Genomic DNA, 14,479 nt, shown 5'->3' with positions numbered 1-14,479 from the left:
ATAAGGAGATGTCCAATGAAAAAACATTTTATTATGTTATTTACAATCCTGAGTATAGGAGGTGTTCTACTAACAGGCTGTGGCTCTGAAAAAACTTCTGATCTCCCTGAGCAAACACCAGCTATTGAAACACCTGCACTTGAACAATCTACCTCCAAACCTCCAACAGAGGAAGTTCCCAATACAGCTCAACCTGAGGCTTCTACTAAACCTCAGACTTCTAAACCTAACACCAGTAAACCTGAAGCATCTAAGCCTATAACTAAACCTGAAAAAACTCAGCCAATCCCTACACCGGAAGCTACACCTGAAACCCCTCTGCCAGAAGTTTCTTCTTTAAGTGCATCAGAAATCTATGATAAAGTCTTATCTGATTTAGAAATACCTAGACAAAATACACTGGATGATACAATGCTTAAAGATTGGTATGGTATTGATGCCTCTATCCTTAAGAGTTATAAAGTAACAATGCCCCTTATGTCTTCTCAAATTAATGAATACGCTGTATTTGAAGTTAAAGATAGTAAAGATGTACAAACTGTTCTTGACGGCATTGAAAAACGTACAGAGGGTATGTTCCTCTATCCTTCTCTTCAAGAAGCCTTTGATGCACGTCAAACTGTAACTAAAGGGAATTACATATTATTTGTTATAGATGGAGAAGCTGTAGATACTATCGTTAAAAATTTTAATGCACTTATAAAGTAAGGTGAAAATATGGTCTTTAGTAGTTTACTTTTTTTATTTATTTTTTTGCCACTCTTTTTAGGTATTTATTTTATAGTACCTAAAAAATTAAGAAATCTTATACTCTTTTTAGCTAGTCTCTTTTTTTATGCATGGGGAGAACCTATTTACGTTCTCATTATGCTTTTTTCCACTGTACTAGACTACAGTTGTGGCTACTTCATTGCTCATTTTAGAGAGCATAAATGGCTTCCTAAGCTAGGTCTTATGGTTTCTATTTTCACCAATCTTTCTCTACTTGGCTTCTTTAAATATTCAGATTTCTTTATTACAACCCTAAATGGTGCTTTAGGTACAAACCTAGGGCTTTTAAAGTTAGCTCTTCCTATTGGAATATCCTTTTATACCTTTCAAACCATGTCCTACACCATTGACCTCTATCGCCAAAAAATTGAAGTTCAAAAAAATATCATTTCTTTTGGTGCTTACGTAGCCATGTTCCCACAGCTTATCGCAGGGCCCATTGTTACCTATGCTACTGTAGAAAAGCAGCTCAACCATCGCATTACAACTTGGGAAAAATTTGGCTTAGGAAGTATACGTTTTATTGAAGGACTTGGAAAAAAGGTACTCATTGCTAATAATATCGGTATGCTTTGGGAGACAATTAAAGCGGCAGCCTTTAGCGAATTGTCTTTAGTTGGGGCATGGCTTGGTATGATTGCCTTTGCCTTGCAGCTTTATTTTGATTTTAGTGGGTATTCAGATATGGCTGTAGGTCTTGGTTATATGATGGGCTTTAACTTCCCCGAAAACTTTAACTATCCCTATATCTCCAAAAGTGTTTCTGAATTTTGGAGAAGGTGGCATATCACCTTAGGAAGCTGGTTTAGAGAGTACGTTTACTTTCCAATGGGTGGAAGTCGTGTAAGTAAACCACGTTTCTACTTTAATCTCTTAGTTGTTTGGTTTTTAACAGGTTTCTGGCATGGAGCAGGTTGGAATTTTATCTTATGGGGGCTCTTTTTTGCCTTCCTTATGATTTTGGAACGTAGTTTCCTTTTAAAAGCTTTAGAAAAACTCCCTAGTTTTTTTTCACATTTTTATCTATTATTAGTGGTTTTAATAAGTTGGGTCTTTTTCTCTCTAGATACTTTAGAACAAGCTTTAGATTATCTCAAAGTGATGTTTGGTATAGGTGTAGATGTCTTTATTAATACCTCTACCCTTTATCAGATAAATAACTATGCTCTTATTCTCCTAGTGTCTATTTTGTTTGCAACACCACTTATGAGTCGTTTAAAGAAACGCTTAAATGCTAGTATTCTCTCTGTTTTTTATCTGGCTGTTTTAGTTTTAAGTACTGCATATCTCGTAGACTCTACCTTTAACCCTTTCTTATATTTTCGATTTTAAGGGAGATACCATCATGAAAAATAAATTATCTTACACAGTAGGCTTTTTATTTCTACTTTATATTTTTAGCTTTTTCGTTTTTCAACTTTTAGGGAAGGATAAAGCCTTCTCTGAATTAGAAAACCGTAACCTTAGTTTATTGCCTAGCTTCTCTCAAGAAAAGTTTTTTAGCGGTGACTTTAGTAAAGATTTCGAAAAATATATCGCTGACCAATTTCCTTTTAGAAATCACTTTATCTCAATGAAGGCCTATTCAGAACGTACTCTTCAAAAGAAAGACAATAATGGTGTTTATATTGGAAAGGATCATTATTTTATTCAGAACTTCATAAAACCAGATATGGAGCTTGCAAAGCGAAATGCAACCTATATTAACGATTTTGCCAAACACTTTAATGTGACTTTACTCCTTGCTCCTACTTCTACCAAAATACTCGAAGATAAGCTTCCTCCCTTTGCTACACCTTATGATGAAGGAAGGTATTTAGAAGACTTTATTACTCTCCTTTCAGGCGATATAAAAGTTATCCCTGTTCTTGAGACTCTTCTTGCTAAGAAAAATGAACCTATTTATTATAAAACAGACCATCACTGGACTACCTTAGGGGCCTATTACAGCTATCGTACCTTAGCCCATGAACTAGGTTTTACCCCTTTAGAATTAAATGATTTTGATATTATCAATGCCAGTAGTTCCTTTTATGGTTCACTCTTTAGTAAGGGAAACTTCACCTTTGCTCAGCCTGATAACCTTCAGCTTTTCCATTTCAAAAATCCCCCACAGCTTGAGGTAACTTATGTAGCAGAAAACAGAGTAACAGATACACTCTATGAATACTCCCATCTTAAATCTAAAGATAAATACAGTGTATTCTTAGATAACAATCATCCTATTATTACAATTAAAAGCTCTATAAATAATGGTAAAAAGCTTATGCTTATTAAAGATTCTTATGCTAACTGCTTGATCCCCTTTCTCACGCATCACTATGAAGAAATCCATGTGCTTGATTTGCGCTTTTTAAATATGCCCCTAAAAAGCTACGCTACTGAAAATGGTTTTGAAGATATTCTCTTCCTCTATAATATTCAAAACTTTAGTGGAGAAGGTAAACTCAGCTTACTTAGAAACTAATAGGTAAGGCGTCTGTCTAGTGATATGAAGGACGCCTTATTATCCTCTAAAATTTAAAGATAACAGTTGCAACCTTTTAGTATTTAGTATATAATGATTAGGCATTCAACTATCGGGGTGTGGCCTAGCTGGTAAGGCGCTAGACTGGGGGTCTAGAGATCGCGTGTTCAAGTCACGTCACTCCGATTATTAGAAGTAGACTGATAAAAGTAGACAAGCCCTTGTATATCAATGACTTGTCTACTTTTTATTTCTTCATTTTGGAAACGGATTGAAATATTTTTTACTGTAAATATCACTATAAAAAACTGCTCTATTATTAAACAAAAAAATAAGACCAGGCATAACCTGGCCCTCCTAAAACTATCTTTTTAATTGCTAGCTTAAGCAGCTATTTATTACAATAAACTGGAATTGATTAGTCAATTTTATTAAAAACGACTGTCTGTTCTTTCATAGATATTTTTCCTACTTGATAACCGTATTCTGCCAATTCTTTCTTATACTTCAAAAAGGAATGGTCTATTGGTATTCCGGCAATATCCTTAATTTCATTAAAAGTTAATTTGAATGACTGATTTCCGTTTTTCTGTACATATTCCCATAAAGAATTGTATTTACTCATTCTTTTTCACTCCTTGTTTAATTAAAATTTATAGACTATTTATACAGTATATCACTTTAGGAGTGTTGCATTTTGTAATTATGTGCGATAAAAATAAGACCAAATACTTGCACCTGGTCCTACTAAAACTATTCATTTATTTATTGTCCTATCTATTTTGCAGCTAAAATCTCTCTGTCTAAAAAGAAGAGCACAACAGGGATGATGAGTAGTAGTCACGTCACTCCGATTATCTAAAATTAAAAAACGTAAGTTTCCATTGGCATTCAAAGGATGCTTACGCTTTTTTATTTTATTAGCTGCTACGCTCACTCTTACTTATCTCCCTTTGGTTTTTGCAAGAATACTCTCTTGCCTATTGTTTGGTTAATAATAGATAGTCCATCAATAACTGATCCGTCATAAGTTATTTTTTCAACTGCAAATTTATCATTACATATTTTTTTGCCTTTATACTCTTTAATATTACAATCTACTGCACTAATCCATATAAAAGGTGCTGTATATAGCTCTCTTCCTATACCCCAGTTAAAACAAGCTCTCTTAAAACTATCACTTGCTTGCCCCTTTTCTTTCGCTGTATTGCTTTCGGAGCCTACATCTTGTTTCCAAACCCATTCTCCCAAACCATCCTTACGCTCAAAACGTATACCTACATTACAAAAAAGGTTTCCGTTTACTAGCTCATGGCGCCGTTGCCAATTATCTGCTCCTACCGTTTCATCAAGTATATTCATATCACATCTTGCATCTTTATAGAGTAATAAAACGAGTCCATTGTCTTTAACTAATTGCACCCTACACTCAATCTCTTTAGGTTCTAACTTTCTAAATTGCATCAAAATATCCCCTTTTTTAATTTATTTCTTAGTACATAAATCCATTTCTGATAGATATAATTCTCTTTACATTTACTATCTTTTCAAACCTTTTTGAACGCTTATCCTCAAAAAGTCAAAGTATGTGTTAGCATCTTTTTCTTTTAGTATGAGTATAGGTTAAACAATCTATGTACTTATAACTCCGCTTGTCAATATCTACCTTTAGATGGACACATTACCTTAGCTTGTCATTCTTATAGTACCCTTATCAATATTATGTTTTTTCTTCTTTATACTGCATTGCTTTTTGATTAAATAATATTGATAGATGGATTAAAACAGTATATTATTGTTGAGGGAAGATTAAAATCATCTATGAGGAGGAATAGCGAAATGTTAAAAGAATTCAAGAAATTTGCGTTAAAAGGAAATATGATTGATCTTGCAATAGGTATTATTATTGGAGGTGCTTTTAGCGGAATAGTTAATTCACTTGTAAAGGATATTATCATGCCGGTATTAAGTATCCTAACAAATAAAATTGATTTTACAAACTTGTTTATAGCACTTGATGGAAAAAAATATGCAACATTAGAAGCAGCTAAAAGTGCAGAAACTGCAACAATAAATTATGGCTTATTTATAACAGGTGTTATTGATTTTATTATTATGGCATTTGTTGTATTCTTATTAGTGCAATGGATGAATAAACTTAGAAAATCTGAAAATACAATAGTAGTTCCAACAACGAAAAAATGCCCTCATTGCATTTCAGATATTCATATTGATGCTACTAAGTGTCCTTATTGTACAGGTGATATAGTTTAATAGAGATAACTTTAATAGCGGTATGTAAAAAGACAGCCTTTACGATAAAAGGATGTCTTTTTTGCTACTCTCTAAAATACCTAAAGAGGTTAAAGATTTGCCCTATCAATAGGTTCATTTAAAAGAAGAGTTAGTGCCCTTTCATATATCTCAGTCATTTTAAATAAACTGTCGATGCTCAAATATTCATTCGCTTCATGTGCTAACTCCTCTTCATAGGGTTGTAAGGGACCAAAAGCTACGGCGTTTGGAATGGCTCTTGCATAGGTTGCACCCCCTATAGATAAAGGTTCACTGATTTCATCCCCTGTAATCATTCGATAAGCTTTTAAGAGGCAGGTCATAAGTGGTGCATCCTTTTCCATACAAATAGCAGCTAGATGATCTATTTGATTATACTCAAAGCCTGCTTTTAAGGATGTTTGCTCTACAGCTTCTTTAACTACTTCATAAGGGGTAGAAACAGGATAACGTAGATTAGCTTCCATAATAAGGCTATCTTTATCTAAATAAATCTTACCAATATTAAAAGTTAATTTACCTGATAAAGCATCTTCAAAACCACACCCATACGACTGCCCATTATATTCTTTGCCAATATAGTGCTTAAAGCTCTTTACCATTTCATGGTGAGAAAAAAGAGGACCTAGTTCATATAAAGCATGCATCAATAAAGCAATGGCATTACGCCCTTTTTCAGGTGTCATACAATGCGTACTTTTACCTGATGTCTCAATGGTTAGTAATCCTTGTTCATAGCTTATCTGAGTATGTTTCAATGCTTCTAAACGTTCTTCAATGCGTTCTTTTAAAAAAACTTCAGAACTTACTTTAAGCTGACACATACATTTACCTGGAACAACATTCCTACCATTGCCCCCCTCTATAGAAATGAGCTGAATAGGTAAACGAGCGTCACTTGGGTGTTTAGAGATTAAATTAAAATCAAGTAGTCCTTTTTCATAACAGATTGCTGGAAAATTACCATCTGGAACAATAGAGACATGAGGAAGAATAGGAGCATGGGCAACATAATATTGAATCCCCTCCCAATTCTCTTCTTCATTGGTACCGATAATCATTCGTAAAGAAGTTGAAGGTGGAATAAGTTGGTGGTCATTTAAATATTTCATGACATATAAACAACTGATAAGTGGCCCTTTATCATCTATAGCGCCTCGTCCATAAATTTTTTCATCCTTTATAGTTGCCTTAAAGGGAGGGGTTTCCCATCCTTCTCCAGCATCTACAACATCTATATGACAAAGGATACCCACCCTGTAGTCTCCTGTTCCTATAGTAATTTCGCCTGCATACCCCTCATAATTTTTAACCTGCATCCCCCATTTTTCTGCTAAACTTAGTATATAGTCTAATCCTTGTGCTATATTTCTTCCAAAGGGAGCCTTCTCTTCCTTTGCCCCCATAACAGTTGGAATATTAATAAGCTGCATTAAGTTTTCAATCATTTCTTGTGTATGGTTACCTATAAAATTGTTAAACATGCTATACCTCCTTATTTTATGCTTATTATAACTTGATAGCTCCTAGGTTTTGCTTATAAATATTATTAAAATAACTCCTAAAATTTGTTACTAATACAAAATATATCAGTTGTACCTCTGATATACTTAAAGCTAGTTAACTTAAAAAATAAGGAGAATAACGATATGTTACATTATGAATTACAACATGCAGCAGATAAATTAATTAAAGAGATGTTCGCAGTTAAATCAGGAGAAACTGTCATCATTACTGCTGATACTTGCTCTAACGAGCAAGTTGTTGAGGCAGTTGCTTCTAGTGCCTATGCAGCAGGGGCTATTCCCATGGTCATTACTATCCCAACACCTTCTGGAGTAGGAAAAGCTGCTGACCCTAACTTACCGATTGATGCATTAGCTGGAGCACTTGTTCATGCTGATGTATGGATAGAATTTAATCATCAGTGGTTATTATATTCAACGCCTTTTGAAAGGGCAGAGGCAGAAAATAAGAAATTACGCTATATGTGTTTAGTAGATTTCACTCCAGAGCTTCTTATTCGTACAGTAGGAAAAGTAGAAACCTCTCAATTAAAAATTTTTATGCAAAAAGTGACGGAAATGACTAAAGCAGCTCATACAATGCGTGTCACTACTCCAGCAGGCTGTGATGTAAGCTTTGAAATTGACCCCAATCATTTTGTAGCATGTGACTGTGGAGATGCATCTTATCCAGCTATTCATATGCTTACAGGGCAAATTAATGTTGTGCCCAAGTTTGGTAGTATCCAAGGAACGATCGTTTTTGATGGTTGTGTGACACCACCTTTTGGTCACGTACCTCATACACCTATTGCATTAAAGGTAGAAAACAGTATCATTACCCAGATTTCAGGAGGTACAGAAGCTACTGAGTTTGAACGTTTCTTAAAATCTTTTGATGATGAAGGTATGTTTAAAATGGCACATATTGCTTATGGTTTTAATCCAGGAGCTATTTTAACAGGAAATATTGTAGAAGATGAGCGTGTATGGGGATGTACAGAATGGGGAATTGGTTATGTAAGTCCTTTTGATGCACCTCCAATAGGTCAAGATGCAAAATCTCACTGTGATGGTATTTGTTTAAATTCTTCTGTTTGGCTAGACAATAAGCTGATCATGAAGGAAGGTAAAATCGTAGATGAAACATTATTAGCCCTTTCTCCTGTTAAATAGCTTAAGCTACTAAAAAGGCACCCTCCTAGGATGCCTTTTTATGTTTCTTACTTTTCTTTTCTCCGAATCATCGCACTCATTCCAGAAGATCCTTCACTATTTACGTTTTGATTTGCTTCCTCTAATGCCTTGAGTAATTGACCGTTTGCCATATCTTCCGAAGTTACATTATCTATCATCACTAATGCTTCTTGGGTGTCAGAAAACAATCCATAATTTTTAAATTCATACCCCTCTCTCTTTAAAAGAGAATGGGATTCTTTTAATATATTTTCTAGATTTCGAGGAGTTATATCCTTTAATTCTGCTCTAATACTAATAAGCATACTAGAAGTTACTTCTTTATTAAAGGGCATGTCTAATACAATATTTTTTTCTAATGCTTCCCTCTCACTCTCCTCTAATCTCTCAGGATCTACAAAGTTTACCATAGCCGTATTGTTCTCTAACTGAGGTATTTTTGATAAAAGTGAAATGACTTCTTTAGTACAAGCTTCTTCTAACCTACGTCTTGTATTAAACTTGCCTTGTACATAGCTTTCATACTCATCATATTTTATTCTTCCTTTTTTATACTCTATGGTAAAGTGAGTATCTATACTCGTTTTTGAACTTACACTCACCCCATAGGTCTTAAATTTAAAATTATAACTGGCCTTCCCAACCTCTAAATCCAGCTCTGGATATTTCTCAGCTACATACGCTTTAACTTTATGAGTAGCCAAAGTAGCTGTGATAGGATTACCCAGTAAATCATTGGCTCCCCATAAAACTACCCACATAAGTAAAATCCCCAATATCCCTGCAATACCTTTTTTTATCCATGACATTGTCTGCTTAGTCTCCCTTCCAAAAGCATATCCAAATAACGCACCAATAGCTGTACCTATTCCTACTAAAATCGTATAAATAATACTTAGAAATAGAGGCATAATAAGTACTTCTGGTATGCGTCCCAACCACTCTATATCCTCTAAGACGCTTTGAATGATAATACCTAAATAAGCCCCTCCTCTCTCTTTAATAAGTCACATTTTTTAAGATTTGTTATATACAGAATTATCACTTATTATAATAGCATTATATCCTAATAAAGACCATGTAAAACTAGAAAAATCCTTTCTAGTCCTACATGGCCTTTATTATCTGTGGTTATTTTATTAAAAATAAGAACAACTACTTATTTTGTAAGGGCTTCGTAGGTCTTTGTACCCACTGTCTTGCTCATAACAATGAAAACTATAAAAGCAACTGCAATCCCTTGAATAAAAGGAATACCTACAGGAATACACTTAATGGTTAATACCCCACAAATCCAAGCTACTAAACCATTTCCATTCCAATTCCAGTTTGTTCTAACATTATAGCTTGCAGCTTTTCCTTTTGCTAAAACCCAATAATCTGCTAAAAAAATCCCCATAATAGGTAAGAGAATATCTCCTAAAATATATAAAAACGCTTCAAAATGGGTAGCCATGCCAATAACGGCTGCCAATGTACCAATAACACCTGCTAACATAGTAGCCAGCGCCCTTTTATTTTCTTTTAAATTAAAAATAGAAACAGCATCTAAACCCGCTGAATAAGCATTGGTAGTGTTCGTAGTCCAAGTAGCAATAATAAGAACTAACATACCCATAATAGGAATACCTATTTGGCAGAAAACTAAAGTAATATCATACTCACTGGCAATACGTGTCATAACTGCTCCCATAATGAGCATAAGAATCCCTGCTGGCATCACACCAATAGAAGAAGAAAGAATAGTATCCTTACGTGTTTTTTGATACCTTGTAAAATCTGGCGCACAAAGTGCTCCTGCTGCCATAAAGCTAACAGTAAGAACAATACCATCTATAAAGCTCATTGTTTCCTCTGCTGGATTTACAAAAAGATTAGCTGTACCATAACTCTTAAGCGCCATAAAACAGCCAATAATCGTCACTACAAACAAAGCAGGAACGGCTAACTTATTTAATTTTTCCAAAGCATTAATACCATATACTGCCGTTATAAGCATAATAAGTCCCCAAATAAGCATTGAAAATTCCTGTGAAAAGTTGATGCCGGTAAACTCTTTTAGTAAGTTAGAAAAGGCACTTCCACAGACACTAGTCTGAACAGCAAACCACCCAATCATAGAAAGCATTAATAGCGTACTAACAATAAAACGTGCCCCCTTCTTCCCAAAGGCAGAACAAGCAACAATGCAAGTAGGAACTCCTAAATCACTTCCAATGATTCCAATTAAACAAAAAAGAATAGTGACAAGTGTATAACCCACTATACCTGCCCAAATCGCTTTACTTATAGACATCCCTTCTGCTAAAATCCCCCCCAACATCAGGCTTGGAACACAAATCATAATCCCAGCTTGAATATACGCTACATTAATCCAACTCTTCCTTTCAGATAAAGGAACCGCTTCTAATGTAGTCGTTTCAAATGTATTTTTATTTGCTTCACTCATTACTCAAAATCCTCCCTATTGTTTGATAAAAATAGTATATTACAGCTTTAGAAGGATATGTTTGTAGATTTTTTAAAAATTAGAGTGTATTTTTATACATTTTTCATCTTTGCTTTAACAATTTTTGAGCTTGTACTGCTAAAGCGATTATTTGATGAAATTCAATTGTATCATGCTCTAGATTAAGATAGGCCTTCACTTTATTTATCCGATAACGAATAGTATTTTCATGTTGTCGTATTTGTTCTGCCGCCCGTTTATAATCTCCTCCCCTATCCACATAGACTTCAACCGTATGTAATAGCTCCTCAAGATTATTGTCAGATGCCTGTATCCTAAGGGTTTCCACATAACTATTATAAAAAGCAAGTAGTTCATGGGAGTCTCTTAAGGTTACTAATAAAGGTAGAGTGGATAAAGGTGAATAACGAATAAATGGCTTCTCAAATAACTTACTTAACATAAGGGCATTTTGTGCTTCTTGCAAAGCATAGTTGATTTCCCGTTTATCATAAATTTGACTAATTCCTAAATGGATCTCTCTAAAGTTTTGAGTAATGGTTTCTGTTAATAGCCTTTCTTTTAGCTCTAGCTGCTTACTATCTGTACTGCTAATAACAAGTAGCCTATAAGCCTGCCCTTCAATAAAGAGATCATCCTCTTTATTCATAAAACTCTTTTTAACATGTGCTAATGAAATAGCAGAATTCATAGGACCTGTTAAAAGTAAAATACAAACATAAGACTTAATATGAGGATTTATGTTATAAAGCAGCTGTAATTTCTCCTTCCCATCTCCTGAACGAAGAAGCTGCTCTAATTTATACTCATTAATCAGATTAAGTTGTTGGTGGATAATTTGCTTATTAATAACATCTAAAAGAACAGCATAAGGAATATTGTTAGTAAAAGCAATAACAGGAAAGTTATGGGCTTCACAAACTTGTTTTTCTTCTTCTGAAAGGAGAGGCTTCTCACTATTAGTAACAATACAAAGCCCACTACTTCCTCTGTTAATAAGTTGCTGTAAGAATTCTATAATCTGCCCCTTATTATTATCAAATTGTTCAAGGCAAGAAAGGAAAAAGTCTCCCTCTTCTATAAGTGAGTCGTAGCTTTCTTCTTTAGAAAATGGACAGTCAAATACAGAAACTCTTTTGAGGTGCCGATTCATTCCCTGACTTCCGGCTAAACAACGAGCAGATTCAAAAATAGGATGTTTTAAAATACTCTCTAGTGAAATATTCATAATGTCCCCTTCTCCTGTATATTTTTTAATCTCTACTATTATCGGATAATAGGGATACTAAATACAATCTATTTTTGCAAATTCTCTTTTAAAACCCTATCCTTTTATTAAAGCAGTTGTCTTTTTGAGCTTTTAAACAAATTCCTCTGTTGTAGAAATTTCTTTAATACTATCCTTTGGCATAACCTTATATAATAGCATAGATGAAAATACTATCATAATAATATCAGTTATAGGTTGTGCATAAACAAATCCTGAAAAGCTGAATAGTTTGTTCAGTAGAATTAAAAGAGGCATATAAAGTATTCCTTGTCTTGATATAGATAAGATAAAGGCCACCATAGCCTTACCCATTGACTGAGCTGATGTTGTAGATATCATCTGACCACCAACAAAAGGAAGTGAAACGATTAAGGCTCTAAGTATGGTAGCTCCTTTATCTATAACTTCAATATCACTTGTAAATAATCCTATTAAAGAACTAGCAAATACACCAAAGATTAAAGCTAAGCTCAGGCCAATGATAGAGGTTATGATTATTCCTTTTTTGATAATCTCCTTAACCCTAGAAATGTTACCGCATCCATAGTTATATCCAACTAAAGGCTGACATCCCGCAGAGAAACCCATAAATACAAAGGTACCTATAGTCATTATTTTCATCGCAACTCCCATACCAGCAACAGTTAGATTACCATAGCCAACAGCTATGTTATTAGCAACAACAGTAGCTACTCCCATTAACATTTGATTGAATGAGGCTGGAACACCAATTATAAATATTTCTTTAAATATCTTTTGATCATATTTAAATTGTCTTAGACTTATTTTTAAGGTAGTCTTACCTTTAAAATAAGCATAAGCAAAATAGAATAGTGTTGAGGCTTGCCCAATTACAGTAGCTATGGCCGCACCAGCTATCTCCATATTTAACCCAAAGATAAGAATAGGATCAAGTACTATATTAACAACAGTACCTAGTGCAAGCCCTATAACTGACTGCATTATATTCCCCTCTGAGCGAAGGAGCTGCCCTAGTGCATAGCTGCACATAACAGGTATTGAACCTATAAACATTATAACTATATAGCTATAAGTATCATCAAATGTAGCTTCATTTGCTCCTAAACCTTTTGCAAGATTCGGAGACATTAATCCTCCCCCTATCATAACAAGCATACTTATTATAATTAAAATACCGGTTGCTATTGAAATAGTCTTATTCGCTTCCTCATAATCCTTATTACCAAGACATCTTGATATATATGAAGCTGCACCTGAACCCACAATCCCCGCTATAGCCATAAGCATCATGAACACAGGAAGTGCTATATTAGCTGCTGCTAATTGATTTGAATCGTTTAGCATGCCTATAAAGTACGTATCTACTAAATTATATAAAACTTGAACCATCATCCCCATAACCATAGGTATAGATAACTTTAATATAGCTTTTGAAACACTTTCATCTTTTAAAATAAATATCTTTTTATCTTCCATTTGACCCTCCTATTTAATGCTTTTTTTTATTGTTTATACAAAATCTTGATAATAATTCTACTGCATTATTTATTTCTTCTTTCTCTTTTCCCTGTGTCGTATCAAACATGTCATTTATATTTTTGTATAAATTATCTTTTAACTTATCTGCTACTTCTACGCCTTTTTCTGTTAACTCTAAGTTCATAGATCTTTTATCCTTTTCATCCTTGATTTTTAACATATATCCCTTCTCAATTAAAGTATCAACAGATGTTGTAAAAGCTCCTTTTTGAAGTCCTATATACTCATTAATTTTACTCATTTGTCTTTGGCTGTGCTTATATACAAATAGTAAAATCTTGGCGTGTGTTTCATTTAGATTGGGCTCTATTTCTTTTATGGAGGAATATTTAAATAACCCCTTTGTAAAATGATGTATAACCATTAACTTCTCTATAAAATCTAAGTTTTTCATACCTTCACCTCAATTAGTTCTAATTAAAACTATTTTTTGTCTATATAATAAACCTATTTTCATAAAATGTAAACAAAAAAGTTTGATTTAAAACTATTTAATGACATAAAAATAAAAGAGGCAGAGCCTTAGCTCTACCTCTTTTATTCGTTATAGATTATGCTTTTGTTACATTTTCTGCCTGTGCGCCACGAGGACCTTGTGTAATCTCGAAGTTTACTCTTTGTCCTTCATCAAGAGATTTAAATCCATCTCCTTGAATCGCTGAGAAATGTACGAATACATCATCTCCATCTGCTCTTTCAATAAATCCAAATCCTTTTTCTGCGTTAAACCATTTAACTGTACCTGTCATGTGCGGTACCTCCTATTTAATATAAATTTCTGTAATGGTCGCAAACAAAAAAATTCACATACTATTACAGATTACACCTCGTACTGCATATAATCTCTAATAACATGTGAATTTCACTATCTTTTAAAGCTATAAACAACTACTTGATACACTCTTAGTATACATGGCTTTCCATAACTTGTCAACATAATTTTAATAAATATATTGATGTATCTATAAAGCTCCCCTCTTTAA

General features: G+C 33.9%; 14 protein-coding genes and 1 tRNA gene. 6 read left to right on the top strand and 9 right to left on the bottom strand.

Translation table 11 applies throughout. The annotated features are described in order from the left end of the window. The first annotated feature begins 15 nt into the window (after positions 1-15). From CS063_RS12700 to CS063_RS12685, 4 genes are all read left to right on the top strand, one after another. Positions 16-708, top strand: a complete 693-nt coding sequence (locus tag CS063_RS12700; RefSeq protein ID WP_099450083.1) for a DUF4358 domain-containing protein — start codon at positions 16-18, stop codon at positions 706-708. A gap of 9 nt (positions 709-717) precedes the next feature. Continuing rightward, a complete protein-coding gene (locus CS063_RS12695; RefSeq protein ID WP_099450082.1) occupies positions 718-2,103 on the top strand; it encodes an MBOAT family O-acyltransferase in 1,386 nt (461 codons plus the stop codon). A 13-nt stretch (positions 2,104-2,116) separates the two neighbouring features. Continuing rightward, positions 2,117-3,238: a DHHW family protein gene (locus CS063_RS12690; RefSeq protein ID WP_099450081.1), complete on the top strand. Its 1,122-nt coding sequence runs from the start codon at positions 2,117-2,119 to the stop codon at positions 3,236-3,238. A 113-nt stretch (positions 3,239-3,351) separates the two neighbouring features. Continuing rightward, positions 3,352-3,424: transfer RNA gene (locus CS063_RS12685), tRNA-Pro, on the top strand. A gap of 232 nt (positions 3,425-3,656) precedes the next feature. Here the strand turns inward: CS063_RS12685 and CS063_RS12680 are convergent. Further along, entirely contained in the window at positions 3,657-3,863 is a 207-nt protein-coding gene (locus tag CS063_RS12680) for a hypothetical protein (protein WP_099450080.1), read from the bottom strand. A 314-nt stretch (positions 3,864-4,177) separates the two neighbouring features. Beyond that, a complete protein-coding gene (locus tag CS063_RS12670; protein ID WP_099450078.1) occupies positions 4,178-4,702 on the bottom strand; it encodes a Rad52/Rad22 family DNA repair protein in 525 nt (174 codons plus the stop codon). A gap of 375 nt (positions 4,703-5,077) precedes the next feature. On the opposite strand from CS063_RS12670, the gene mscL reads away from it, so the two are divergent. Then, on the top strand, positions 5,078-5,512 hold the full coding sequence (gene mscL, locus CS063_RS12665) for a large conductance mechanosensitive channel protein MscL (RefSeq protein ID WP_099450077.1): 435 nt from the start codon (positions 5,078-5,080) through the stop codon (positions 5,510-5,512). Between the two features lie 89 nt (positions 5,513-5,601). On the opposite strand, the gene CS063_RS12660 is transcribed toward mscL, so the two are convergent. Continuing rightward, positions 5,602-7,017: a Sapep family Mn(2+)-dependent dipeptidase gene (locus CS063_RS12660; RefSeq protein ID WP_099450076.1), complete on the bottom strand. Its 1,416-nt coding sequence runs from the start codon at positions 7,015-7,017 to the stop codon at positions 5,602-5,604. A gap of 165 nt (positions 7,018-7,182) precedes the next feature. Here CS063_RS12660 and CS063_RS12655 point away from each other — a divergent pair, with 165 nt between their 5' ends. After that, on the top strand, positions 7,183-8,214 hold the full coding sequence (locus CS063_RS12655) for a M29 family metallopeptidase (RefSeq protein ID WP_099450075.1): 1,032 nt from the start codon (positions 7,183-7,185) through the stop codon (positions 8,212-8,214). A 47-nt stretch (positions 8,215-8,261) separates the two neighbouring features. On the opposite strand, the gene CS063_RS12650 is transcribed toward CS063_RS12655, so the two are convergent. The 6 genes from CS063_RS12650 to CS063_RS12625 form a co-directional block, all read right to left on the bottom strand. Beyond that, on the bottom strand, positions 8,262-9,173 hold the full coding sequence (locus CS063_RS12650) for a YfjL-like protein (protein ID WP_099450074.1): 912 nt from the start codon (positions 9,171-9,173) through the stop codon (positions 8,262-8,264). Between the two features lie 221 nt (positions 9,174-9,394). Next, the gene (locus CS063_RS12645; protein WP_099450073.1) at positions 9,395-10,684 is read right to left on the bottom strand and encodes a cytosine permease; all 1,290 of its coding nucleotides are present in this window, start codon (positions 10,682-10,684) and stop codon (positions 9,395-9,397) included. A gap of 103 nt (positions 10,685-10,787) precedes the next feature. Next, positions 10,788-11,933, bottom strand: coding sequence for a PucR family transcriptional regulator (locus CS063_RS12640; RefSeq protein WP_099450072.1), 1,146 nt, complete (start codon positions 11,931-11,933; stop codon positions 10,788-10,790). A gap of 132 nt (positions 11,934-12,065) precedes the next feature. Next, entirely contained in the window at positions 12,066-13,433 is a 1,368-nt protein-coding gene (locus tag CS063_RS12635) for an MATE family efflux transporter (protein WP_099450071.1), read from the bottom strand. A gap of 13 nt (positions 13,434-13,446) precedes the next feature. Next, positions 13,447-13,890: a MarR family winged helix-turn-helix transcriptional regulator gene (locus CS063_RS12630; protein ID WP_099450070.1), complete on the bottom strand. Its 444-nt coding sequence runs from the start codon at positions 13,888-13,890 to the stop codon at positions 13,447-13,449. 157 nt (positions 13,891-14,047) lie between these two features. Beyond that, complete coding sequence (locus CS063_RS12625; RefSeq protein ID WP_099450069.1) at positions 14,048-14,245, bottom strand: cold shock domain-containing protein; 198 nt, start codon at positions 14,243-14,245, stop codon at positions 14,048-14,050. Between the last annotated feature and the right edge of the window lie 234 nt (positions 14,246-14,479).

Source organism: Sporanaerobium hydrogeniformans (assembly GCF_002735925.1).
Classification (GTDB): Bacteria; Bacillota; Clostridia; order Lachnospirales; family Cellulosilyticaceae; genus Sporanaerobium; species Sporanaerobium hydrogeniformans.
This window is presented reverse-complemented; position numbering and strand designations above follow the sequence as displayed.

Bases quoted from the DNA above. Each gene is read 5' to 3' on its own strand.
- CS063_RS12690 (WP_099450081.1), top strand. From the start codon at position 2,117: ATGAAAAATAAATTATCTTACACAGTAGGCTTTTTATTTCTACTTTAT.
- CS063_RS12635 (WP_099450071.1), bottom strand. From the start codon at position 13,433: ATGGAAGATAAAAAGATATTTATTTTAAAAGATGAAAGTGTTTCAAAA.
- CS063_RS12700 (WP_099450083.1), top strand. From the start codon at position 16: ATGAAAAAACATTTTATTATGTTATTTACAATCCTGAGTATAGGAGGT.
- CS063_RS12645 (WP_099450073.1), bottom strand. From the start codon at position 10,684: ATGAGTGAAGCAAATAAAAATACATTTGAAACGACTACATTAGAAGCG.
- CS063_RS12630 (WP_099450070.1), bottom strand. From the start codon at position 13,890: ATGAAAAACTTAGATTTTATAGAGAAGTTAATGGTTATACATCATTTT.
- CS063_RS12695 (WP_099450082.1), top strand. From the start codon at position 718: ATGGTCTTTAGTAGTTTACTTTTTTTATTTATTTTTTTGCCACTCTTT.
- CS063_RS12660 (WP_099450076.1), bottom strand. From the start codon at position 7,017: ATGTTTAACAATTTTATAGGTAACCATACACAAGAAATGATTGAAAAC.
- mscL (WP_099450077.1), top strand. From the start codon at position 5,078: ATGTTAAAAGAATTCAAGAAATTTGCGTTAAAAGGAAATATGATTGAT.
- CS063_RS12640 (WP_099450072.1), bottom strand. From the start codon at position 11,933: ATGAATATTTCACTAGAGAGTATTTTAAAACATCCTATTTTTGAATCT.
- CS063_RS12625 (WP_099450069.1), bottom strand. From the start codon at position 14,245: ATGACAGGTACAGTTAAATGGTTTAACGCAGAAAAAGGATTTGGATTT.
- CS063_RS12655 (WP_099450075.1), top strand. From the start codon at position 7,183: ATGTTACATTATGAATTACAACATGCAGCAGATAAATTAATTAAAGAG.
- CS063_RS12680 (WP_099450080.1), bottom strand. From the start codon at position 3,863: ATGAGTAAATACAATTCTTTATGGGAATATGTACAGAAAAACGGAAAT.
- CS063_RS12670 (WP_099450078.1), bottom strand. From the start codon at position 4,702: ATGCAATTTAGAAAGTTAGAACCTAAAGAGATTGAGTGTAGGGTGCAA.